Genomic DNA, 10,321 nt, shown 5'->3' on the forward strand with positions numbered 1-10,321 from the left:
CGCTGCCGTGAGGCTGCGCTCGCCTGCAACGCAGGCGCCGCTTTTGGGAGCCCTGCGGACTCCAGCGCAGCCCCTGGGCAGCGGCTACATGGATCAGGGTGTGGTCGCGCGGGCAAAAAAAAGCCTCCCGAAGGAGGCTTTTTCAATCACACCGAATTAGCAGCTGTAGTACAGCTCGTATTCCAGTGGGTGCACGAAGGTGCGCACCTTGATTTCTTCTTCGCTCTTCAGCGCGATGTAAGCGTCGATGAAGTCGTCGCTGAACACGCCGCCTTTGGTCAGGAACGCACGGCCCTTGTCCAGTTCTTCCAGCGCTTCTTTCAGGCTACCGCAGACCTGTGGGATCTCTTTCGCCTCTTCTGGCGGCAGGTCGTACAGGTTCTTGTCAGCCGCATCGCCTGGGTGGGTCTTGTTCTGGATGCCGTCCAGGCCAGCCATCATCAGTGCCGCGAAGCACAGGTACGGGTTGGCAGCCGGGTCCGGGAAGCGTGCTTCGATACGGCGGGCTTTCGGGCTCGACACGTAAGGAATACGGATCGAAGCGGAACGGTTGCGAGCCGAGTAGGCCAGCATGACCGGAGCTTCGAAGCCTGGTACCAGGCGCTTGTAGGAGTTGGTAGCCGGGTTGGTGAAGCCGTTCAGGGCCTTACCGTGCTTGATGATGCCGCCGATGAAGTACAGGGCGGTGTCGGACAGGCCGGCATAGCCTTCACCCGAGAAGGTGTTCTTGCCATCTTTGGAGATGGACATGTGCACGTGCATACCCGAGCCGTTGTCGCCGTACAGCGGCTTCGGCATGAAGGTAGCGGTGCGGCCGTAAGCGTCGGCAACGTTGTGTACGCAGTACTTAAGGGTCTGAACTTCGTCAGCCTTCTTCACCAGGGTGTTGAACTGCACGCCGATTTCGTTCTGGCCGGCAGTTGCCACTTCGTGGTGGTGTACTTCGATGACCAGGCCCATTTCTTCCATGGCGTTGCACATGGCAGTACGGATTTCGTGGTCGTGGTCGAACGGAGGTACTGGGAAGTAGCCGCCTTTGACGCCTGGACGGTGGCCTTTGTTGCCGCCTTCGACGTCCTGGTCGGACATCCAGGAGCCTTGCTCGGAGTAGATCTTGAACATCGAGCCGGAGATGTCGGACTTGAACTTCACTTCGTCGAAGATGAAGAACTCAGGCTCTGGACCGACGAAGACGGTGTCACCGATACCGGTGGTCTTCAGGTACTCTTCGGCACGCTTGGCGATGGCACGTGGGTCGCGATCGTAGCCCTGCATGGTCGAAGGTTCGATGATGTCGCAGACCAGAATCAGGGTCGGCTCTTCGGTGAACGGGTCGAGCACCGCGCTGGAGTCGTCCGGCATCAGGATCATGTCGGAGGCTTCGATGCCTTTCCAGCCAGCGATCGAGGAGCCGTCGAACATTTTGCCGACTTCAAAGAACTCGTCATCCAGCGCATCACGAGCTGGCATGGTCACGTGGTGCTGAGTGCCTTTGGTGTCAGTGAAGCGCAGATCAATCCATTTAACGTCATGATCTTTGATGAGTTGAACCGACTTCGACATAGTGTCCTCCGGGGTGGGGTAGCGCGTGCCAGTGCAGCGCTTCAATTTGGGTGATGCTGGGCGCGAATAGTCGGCCAAGGCAACCTGCCTCACAAGGGAGCAAATTGCATGCCAGTGCCCCGATCTGGGTTTTTTGCCCCAATCCCAAGCGTTTACGGCCTATAAAACAGAAATCACGGTTTTTTCTGCACCCTTAAGAGGCGCTTTGGTGTGAAAACGCACCAAAACAGGTCATTGAAAACCTTCTGTACAAAAGTTGGTCAAACCTTGAGCAATTTCCGCTATAATCCGCGCCCCTTCTTTTTCGGCTGGCCCTTCGCGCGCTGTTTTCATGAAACTAATCGTCAAAGTATTCCCAGAAATCACCATTAAGAGCCGGCCGGTTCGCAAGCGGTTCATCCGTCAATTGGCCCGCAACATCCGCAACGTGCTCAAGGACCTCGATCCTGCGCTCGTGGTTGACGGTGTCTGGGACAATCTCGAAGTGGTTACCCGCATCGAGGACGAGAAAGTCCTGCGCGAGATGACCGAGCGCCTGACCTGCACCCCGGGCATTGCCCACTTCCTGCAGGTTGAGGAATACCCGCTGGGCGACTTCGACGACATCGTCGCCAAGTGCAAGGCGCATTTCGGCCACCTGCTGGCTGGCAAGCGTTTCGCCGTGCGCTGCAAGCGTGGCGGCCACCACGATTTCACCTCGATGGACGTTGACCGTTATGTCGGCAGCCAGCTGCGCCAGCAGTGCGGTGCGTCGGGCATCGACCTGCGCAACCCGGAAGTGGAAGTACGTATTGAAGTGCGCGACAAGCGCCTCTACGTGATCCACAACCAGCACAAGGGCATCGGCGGCTACCCGCTGGGCGCCCTGGAGCAGACCCTGGTGCTGATGTCCGGTGGTTTCGACTCCACCGTCGCCGCCTACCAGATGATGCGTCGCGGCCTGATGACCCACTTCTGCTTCTTCAACCTTGGTGGCCGTGCCCACGAATTGGGCGTGATGGAAGTCGCGCACTACCTGTGGAAGAAATACGGCAGCAGCCAGCGCGTGCTGTTCGTCAGCGTGCCGTTTGAAGAAGTGGTCGGCGAGATCCTCGGCAAGGTCGACAACAGCTATATGGGCGTGACCCTCAAGCGCATGATGCTGCGTGCGGCCACCAACATTGCCGACCGTCTGGAAATCGACGCGCTGGTGACGGGCGAGGCGATCTCCCAGGTGTCCAGCCAGACCCTGCCGAACCTGGCAGTGATCGACTCGGCCACCGAAAAACTGGTACTGCGTCCGCTGCTGGCCAGCCACAAGCAGGACATCATCGACCAGGCCAACGAAATCGGCACGGCCGAGTTTGCCAAGCACATGCCAGAGTACTGCGGCGTGATCTCGGTAAACCCGACCACCTGTGCCAAACGTCATCGCCTCGAATATGAAGAGAAGCAATTCGACATGGCGGTGCTGGAGCGCGCCCTGGAGCGTGCCCGCCTGATCTCGATCGACCACGTCATTGATGAACTGGGTCAGGACATCGAGATCGAAGAAGTCAGCCAGGCGCTGGCCGGGCAGGTGGTGATCGACATTCGCCACCCTGATGCCCAGGAAGACCAACCGCTGGAACTCGACGGCATCGAGGTTACGACCTTGCCGTTCTACGCCCTCAACAGTCGCTTCAAGGACCTGGACCCTACGCGCCAGTACCTGCTGTATTGCGACAAGGGGGTGATGAGTCGCCTGCATGCCCACCATCTGCTGAGTGAGGGTCATGCGAATGTGCGTGTTTATCGTCCGACATAAGATGCCGGGGTTATATGGCGGCAGCATCCGCCATCGCCCTCCCGACCGCCGGGCAGTCTGAGCGCCGTTCATTCATATTCGCCACCTAGACTAAGTGGCACACCGAATCCTCTGATCGAGATACACAAGTGATCGAAAATCTGCGTAACATCGCCATCATCGCCCACGTTGACCATGGTAAAACCACCCTGGTTGACAAACTTCTGCGTCAGTCCGGCACTCTGGAGCGTAACGAGCTCAACGACGAGCGCGTCATGGACTCCAACGACCAGGAAAAAGAGCGCGGTATTACCATTCTGGCGAAAAACACCGCCATCAACTGGAACGGCTACCACATCAACATCGTGGACACCCCGGGCCACGCCGACTTCGGCGGCGAAGTAGAGCGCGTGATGTCGATGGTTGACTCCGTTCTGCTGCTGGTTGACGCTCAAGACGGCCCTATGCCGCAAACCCGTTTCGTGACCAAGAAGGCTTTCGAAGCCGGCCTGCGTCCAATCGTGGTCATCAACAAGGTTGACCGTCCAGGCGCGCGTCCTGATTGGGTTCTGGACCAGATCTTCGATCTGTTCGACAACCTCGGTGCTACCGAAGAGCAACTGGACTTCCAGGTTGTTTACGCCTCGGCCCTGAACGGCATTGCCGGTCTGGATCACACCGCCATGGCTGAAGACATGACCCCGCTGTACCAAGCGGTTGTCGATCACGTTCCGGCTCCAGCCGTTGACCGTGATGGTCCGTTCCAGATGCAGATCTCCGCGCTGGACTACAACAGCTTCCTGGGTGTTATCGGCGTTGGCCGTATCGCCCGTGGTCGCGTCAAGCCGAACACCCCGGTTGTCGCTATCGACGCCGACGGCAAAGAACGCAAAGGCCGCATCCTGAAACTGATGGGTCACCACGGTCTGCACCGCGTTGACGTTGAAGAAGCAGCAGCTGGCGACATCGTCTGCATCAGCGGTTTCGACGAGCTGTTCATCTCCGACACCCTGTGCGACCCGTTGAACATCGAGGCGATGAAGCCTCTGACCGTTGACGAGCCAACCGTTTCCATGACCTTCCAGGTCAACGACTCGCCATTCTGCGGTAAAGAAGGCAAATTCGTGACTTCCCGCAACATCAAGGAACGTCTGGACAAAGAGCTGCTGTACAACGTTGCTCTGCGCGTTGAAGAAGGCGACTCGGCTGACAAGTTCAAAGTTTCCGGCCGTGGTGAGCTGCACCTCTCGGTACTGATCGAAACCATGCGTCGCGAAGGCTTCGAAATGGCTCTGGGTCGTCCAGAAGTGATCATTCGTGAAGTGAACGGCGTGAAACAAGAACCGTTCGAAAACGTCACCATCGACATCCCTGAAGAAGCGCAGGGCAAGGTCATGGAAGAGATGGGCCTGCGTAAGGGCGACCTGACCAACATGGTGCCGGATGGCAAAGGCCGTGTTCGTCTGGAATACAACATCCCTGCTCGCGGTCTGATCGGTTTCCGTAACCAGTTCCTGACCCTGACCAACGGTGCTGGCATCCTGACTTCGATCTTCGATCGCTACGACACCGTCAAGTCCGGCCACATGTCCGGCCGTCAGAACGGCGTTCTGGTTTCGGTTGAAACCGGTAAGGCACTGACCTACTCGCTGGAAACTCTGCAGGCGCGTGGCAAGCTGTTCGTTGAACACGGTCAGGAAATCTACAACGGTCAAATCGTTGGCCAGAACAGCCGTGACAACGACCTGGGCGTCAACCCTACCAAGGGCAAGAAGCTCGACAACATGCGTGCTTCGGGTAAAGACGAAACCATCGCTCTGGTACCACCTGTTCGCTTCACCCTGGAACAGGCTCTGGAATACATCCAGGAAGACGAGCTGTGCGAAGTCACGCCTAAGTCCATCCGTCTTCGCAAGAAGATCCTGGACGAAAGCGAGCGTACCCGCGCTGCCAAGAAAGCCAAGAACTGAGTCTTAGTTCAGGCTGAATGAAAACGCCCCCGGTCGAGAGACCGGGGGCGTTTTTGTTTGTGTGCGCTTTGGAGCGTGTCGCTCTCATCGCTGGCAAGGCCAGCTCCCACAGTGTCAGCAGTGCATGCAATACCTGTGGGAGCCGGCCTTGCCGGCGATGCCCTTGCTCAGCGCGCGACGGGTTTCGGCTTGTACGCGCAATAGCCAGGCCGTGGCCCGATCCGCGGGTGGTTGCGGCAGGTGTCCGGGCGCTTGTCATAAATGGTGCACAGGCGGCTTTTACGATCCAGATACAGGCAGTCGTCGTTGCTCATCCGGGTCAGGGTGAAGATCCCTGACTTCTGGTTGTACCGCTCGACAATCCCGTCCTTCTGCAAACGCTTGGCGATGTTCTTCGGTGGGTCACCTTTCTCGAACTCATCCACCACGCCAATGCGGATCAGGTCCTTCATCTGAACCTCGACCGGCAAGGTGCAGCAGGTGGAGTTGCAGCCCCCGCACATGTGGCTGGCGTATTTTTGCCAGGTGTCCAGGCGGTCGACTTCGGCGGCGGCAATCAGGGTCGGTTTCATCAGGTTCAGGTTTTGGATGTTCTATTAATAAGGCGCGCGATGATACCGGAGTTGATCAAAATGTGAACAACCATTTGCCGGTTGCACGGCGAATGGGTACTGCTTTTGCATCGAGTTTCATCAAGAACACCCGAACCAGCGCTTTCGCTCTGTGTCGAACCGACTAGGCTGAGAAATCTCCATCCGTATTCGTCAACTTGCCCGAGGACGTTACATGTCTCAGGAACCGCTCGCACGTGACGCAGAGGTGGCCGCTTTTCGCACCGCTGTACTGGATAAACTGACCTACGCCGTCGGCAAGGACCCGGAGCACGCCTTCGAGCACGACTGGTTCGAAGCCATTGCCCTGGCCGCCCGCGACCACATGGTCGATCACTGGATGGACCACACCCGGCAGATCTACCGCAGCAGCCAGAAGCGGGTGTACTACCTCTCCCTGGAATTCCTCATTGGCCGGCTGCTCTACGACAGCCTGAGCAACCTCGGCCTGCTCGATATCGCCCGCGAAGCGCTGACCGGCCTGGACGTCGACCTTGAGCGCATCCGCCTGCTGGAACCCGACGCGGCGCTGGGCAATGGCGGCCTGGGCCGCCTGGCTGCCTGTTTCATGGGAAGCATGTCGACCCTGGGCATCGCCGCCCACGGCTATGGCATTCGCTACGAGCATGGCCTGTTCCGACAGGCGGTGGTCGATGGCTGGCAGCAGGAGCAGACCGAGAACTGGTTGGACTTCGGCAACCCCTGGGAGTTCGAGCGGGCCGAGGTGATCTACCCGATCAGTTTCGGCGGCCATGTCGAAACGGTGAACGACGCCAGCGGCCAGCCACGGCAGATCTGGTGGCCGGCCGAAACCGTGCGTGCGGTGGCCTACGACACGCCGGTGGTCGGTTGGCGCGGTGCCAGCGTCAATACTCTGCGCCTGTGGCGGGCGAGGGCGCTGGAAGAGCTGCACCTGGAGCGCTTCAACGCTGGCGACCACCTCGGCGCCGTCGCCGAAGTAGCCCGCGCGGAAAGCATCTCGCGGGTGCTGTACCCGGCCGACAGCACCGAAGCAGGGCAGGAACTGCGCCTGCGCCAGGAATACTTCTTCGTCTCGGCCTCCTTGCAAGACCTGCTGCGCCGCCACCTGAACATGCACGACACGCTGCTCAACCTGCACGAGGCGGCGGCGATCCAGCTCAATGACACCCACCCCTCGATTGCCGTGGCCGAGCTGATGCGGCTGCTGGTCGACCAGCACGAAGTGCCGTGGGACACCGCCTGGCAACTGACCGTCGACACCCTGGCCTACACCAACCACACCTTGCTGCCAGAAGCCCTGGAAACCTGGTCGGTGGGCCTGATGGAGCGCATGCTGCCGCGGCACATGCAGATCATCTACCTGATCAATGCCTTCCACATCGATGCGCTGCGGGCCAAGGGCATCCACGATTTCGACGTGCTGCGCGCGGTGTCGCTGATCGAGGAAGACAACGGCCGCCGGGTGCGCATGGGCAACCTGGCGTTCCTCGGCTCGCACAGCGTCAACGGCGTGTCGGGGCTGCACACCAAGCTGATGCGCAGCACGGTGTTTGCCGAAATGCACAAGCTCTACCCCGACAGGATCAACAACAAGACCAACGGCATCACCTTCCGCCGCTGGCTGTACCAGGCCAACCCGCAACTGACCGGGATGCTGGTCGAGGCGCTGGGCAAGCAGATCCTCGACAACACCGAAACCGGGCTCAAGGCGCTGGAACCGTTCGCCGACAAGTCGGCCTTTCGCAAGCAGTTCGCTGAGCAGCGCCTGCACAGCAAGCGGGCACTGGCCAACCTGATCCAGGAGCGCCTGGGCATTACCGTCAACCCCGAGGCGATGTTCGATGTGCAGGTCAAGCGCATCCACGAGTACAAGCGCCAGTTGCTCAACCTGCTGCACACGGTCGCGCTGTACCAGGCGATCCGTGCCGAGCCGAGCAACGGCTGGGTGCCACGGGTGAAGATCTTCGCCGGCAAGGCGGCCGCCAGTTATCACCAGGCCAAGCTGATCATCAAGCTGACCAACGACATCGCCAAGGTGGTCAACAACGACCCGACCGTGCGCGGCCTGCTCAAGGTGGTGTTCCTGCCCAACTACAACGTCAGCCTGGCGGAGAGCATCATTCCCGCCGCCGACCTGTCCGAGCAGATCTCCACCGCCGGCTACGAGGCCTCGGGCACCAGCAACATGAAGTTTGGCCTCAACGGCGCGCTGACCATCGGCACCCTGGACGGCGCCAACGTCGAGATGTGCGAGCAGGTCGGTGCCGAGCACATGTTCATCTTCGGCCTGACCGCCCAGCAGGTCGAGGCGCGCAAGCGCAGCGGCGACTTTGGCGCGAATGCGGCAATTGCCGCCTCGCACCGGCTCAACGATGTGCTGCAGGCCATCCGTGGCGGGGTGTTCTCACCGGATGACCCGGGGCGCTATGTCGGCCTGGTCGATTCGCTGGTGGCCTACGACCGCTTCCTGCTGTGCGCCGACTTCGATGCCTACTGGGAAGCGCAACGGCGGGTGGACGAGTTGTGGCACGAGCCTAAACTGTGGTGGCGCTCGGCGGTCTTGAACACCGCGCGGATGGGCTGGTTCTCCTCTGATCGGACCATCCGCGAATACGCCAGCGAGATCTGGAAGGCGCTGGACTGACCGTCGGCAGCCGGCCCGGGGGCGTGAACCTTCGGGTCGAAGTGCCGTCTGATCGGGCAGGCGTGTCCTACCGCTCGCCCGCGCTGCACTCTCCCTGTAAACTGCGGGGGTTTTTACTACCCCCTTCTTCGGAGCCTTACATGTCCCGCGTTACCCTGAGTCGCTATTTGATTGAGCAGACCCGTAGCAACAGCACTCCTGCCGATCTGCGCTTCCTGATCGAAGTGGTGGCGCGTGCGTGCAAGGAAATCAGCCACAACGTCTCCAAGGGCGCGCTGGGTGGCGTTCTGGGCAGTATGGGCACCGAAAACGTGCAGGGCGAAGTCCAGAAGAAGCTGGACGTGATCTCCAACGACATCCTGCTCGAAGCCAACGAATGGGGCGGTCACCTGGCCGGCATGGCGTCCGAAGAAATGGACAATGCCTACCAGATCCCCGGCAAATACCCGAAAGGCGCCTACCTGCTGGTCTTCGACCCGCTGGACGGTTCGTCGAACATCGACGTCAACGTCTCGGTCGGTACCATCTTCTCGGTACTGCGCTGCCCTAACGAGTACCTGAGCCAGAACGAAAGCCTGAACGAGCAGGCCTTCCTGCAGCCAGGCACCGAGCAGGTGGCTGCCGGCTACGCCATCTATGGCCCGCAAACCATGCTGATCCTGACCCTGGGCAACGGCGTCAAGGGCTTCACCCTGGACCGCGAGCTCGGCAGCTTCGTGCTGACCCACGAGAACATCCAGGTGCCGGAAACCACCGCCGAGTTCGCCATCAACATGTCGAACCAGCGTCACTGGGAAGAGCCGGTTACCCGTTATGTCGGTGAACTGCTGGCTGGTGAAACCGGCCCGCTGAAAAAGAACTACAACATGCGCTGGATCGCTTCGATGGTTGCGGACGTACACCGCATCCTGACCCGTGGCGGCCTGTTCATGTACCCACGCGATGCCCGTGAGCCTTCCAAGCCGGGCAAGCTGCGCCTGATGTACGAAGCCAACCCGATGTCGTTCATCATCGAGCAGGCCGGTGGCGCGTCCACCGACGGTCGTCAGCGCATCCTCGATATCCAGCCAGAAAGCCTGCACCAGCGCGTAGCGGTGTTCCTGGGCTCCAAGCAGGAAGTCGAGCGCGTTACCGGTTATCACCAGGAGTAAATCATGCTCGCACCTTGGCAGCCGTTGCTGGAATGGTGGTTCGGTTGGGGCGCCAGCCCACAGGACGTGGCTGACGAGAAGAGCAGCCTGTGGTTCGGCAAGCAGCATGATGCCGAGGCACAGGAGTACTTTGGCGACTTGATGGAGCAAGCGCTGGCCGGTGGCCTGGATGAGTGGCTGCAAAGCCCTCAGGGCTGGTTGGGGCTGGTGCTGTTGCTCGATCAGTTGCCGCGCATGATCCACCGTGACACGCCGCGTGCCTTTGATGGCGACCGGCGCGCGCAGGTGCTGGTGATGCAGGGCCTGGACAAGGCCTGGGATTACCAGCTGCTGCCGTTGCAGCGGGTGTTCATCCTGCTGGTGCTGGAGCATGCCGAAGTGCTGGACTGGCAGAACATCTGTGTCGAGCGCTACCAGCTGTTGCTGGGGGCGCAGCCGGAAAAGGACCGCCGCTTGTTCGAGGGCTTCCTGGACTATGCCGAGCAGCACCAGCGGGTGATTGCCCGGTTCGGCCGGTTCCCGCACCGCAATCTGGTCCTCGGTCGGCCTAGTACCGACGAGGAGATGGATTTCCTGCTGGAGCCCGGCTCACGGTTCTGAGCCTTGTGAGTGGCTTGCGGGCCCTATCGCCGGCA

The 10,321-nt window shown here is 60.3% G+C and carries 7 protein-coding genes; 5 read left to right on the forward strand and 2 right to left on the reverse strand.

The window, feature by feature from the left end; all coding sequences use genetic code 11:
• Positions 1-156: 156 nt before the first annotated feature.
• The gene (glnA, locus tag M5G11_RS22100; RefSeq protein WP_273913668.1) at positions 157-1,563 is read right to left on the reverse strand and encodes a glutamate--ammonia ligase; all 1,407 of its coding nucleotides are present in this window, start codon (positions 1,561-1,563) and stop codon (positions 157-159) included.
• Positions 1,564-1,894: 331 nt separating this feature from the next.
• Here glnA and thiI point away from each other — a divergent pair, with 331 nt between their 5' ends.
• Positions 1,895-3,349, forward strand: coding sequence for a tRNA uracil 4-sulfurtransferase ThiI (gene thiI, locus M5G11_RS22105; RefSeq protein WP_273913669.1), 1,455 nt, complete (start codon positions 1,895-1,897; stop codon positions 3,347-3,349).
• 128 nt (positions 3,350-3,477) lie between these two features.
• Positions 3,478-5,298 carry a translational GTPase TypA gene (gene typA, locus M5G11_RS22110; protein WP_273913670.1) on the forward strand — a complete coding sequence of 607 codons (1,821 nt, stop codon included), beginning with the start codon at positions 3,478-3,480 and terminating at the stop codon, positions 5,296-5,298.
• 167 nt (positions 5,299-5,465) lie between these two features.
• Here typA and M5G11_RS22115 read toward each other — a convergent pair whose 3' ends face one another.
• Positions 5,466-5,870, reverse strand: coding sequence for a YkgJ family cysteine cluster protein (locus M5G11_RS22115; RefSeq protein ID WP_273913671.1), 405 nt, complete (start codon positions 5,868-5,870; stop codon positions 5,466-5,468).
• Between the two features lie 214 nt (positions 5,871-6,084).
• On the opposite strand from M5G11_RS22115, the gene M5G11_RS22120 reads away from it, so the two are divergent.
• The 3 genes from M5G11_RS22120 (at position 6,085) to M5G11_RS22130 (ending at position 10,286) form a co-directional block, all read left to right on the forward strand.
• Positions 6,085-8,535 (forward strand): glycogen/starch/alpha-glucan phosphorylase, encoded by a 2,451-nt coding sequence (locus M5G11_RS22120; RefSeq protein ID WP_273913672.1) that lies wholly within the window; start codon positions 6,085-6,087, stop codon positions 8,533-8,535.
• Positions 8,536-8,675: 140 nt separating this feature from the next.
• Complete coding sequence (locus tag M5G11_RS22125; protein ID WP_273913673.1) at positions 8,676-9,686, forward strand: class 1 fructose-bisphosphatase; 1,011 nt, start codon at positions 8,676-8,678, stop codon at positions 9,684-9,686.
• Positions 9,687-9,689: 3 nt separating this feature from the next.
• Positions 9,690-10,286, forward strand: coding sequence for a DUF924 family protein (locus tag M5G11_RS22130; RefSeq protein ID WP_273913674.1), 597 nt, complete (start codon positions 9,690-9,692; stop codon positions 10,284-10,286).
• The last annotated feature ends 35 nt before the right edge of the window (positions 10,287-10,321 follow it).

This window comes from Pseudomonas fontis (assembly GCF_028656955.1).
In the GTDB taxonomy this organism is placed as follows: Bacteria; Pseudomonadota; Gammaproteobacteria; order Pseudomonadales; family Pseudomonadaceae; genus Aquipseudomonas; species Aquipseudomonas fontis.

Excerpts from the sequence above, each read along its gene's own strand:
- glnA (WP_273913668.1), bottom strand. The coding sequence starts at position 1,563 with ATGTCGAAGTCGGTTCAACTCATCAAAGATCATGACGTTAAATGGATT.
- M5G11_RS22130 (WP_273913674.1), top strand. The coding sequence starts at position 9,690 with ATGCTCGCACCTTGGCAGCCGTTGCTGGAATGGTGGTTCGGTTGGGGC.
- M5G11_RS22120 (WP_273913672.1), top strand. The coding sequence starts at position 6,085 with ATGTCTCAGGAACCGCTCGCACGTGACGCAGAGGTGGCCGCTTTTCGC.
- thiI (WP_273913669.1), top strand. The coding sequence starts at position 1,895 with ATGAAACTAATCGTCAAAGTATTCCCAGAAATCACCATTAAGAGCCGG.
- M5G11_RS22125 (WP_273913673.1), top strand. The coding sequence starts at position 8,676 with ATGTCCCGCGTTACCCTGAGTCGCTATTTGATTGAGCAGACCCGTAGC.
- M5G11_RS22115 (WP_273913671.1), bottom strand. The coding sequence starts at position 5,870 with ATGAAACCGACCCTGATTGCCGCCGCCGAAGTCGACCGCCTGGACACC.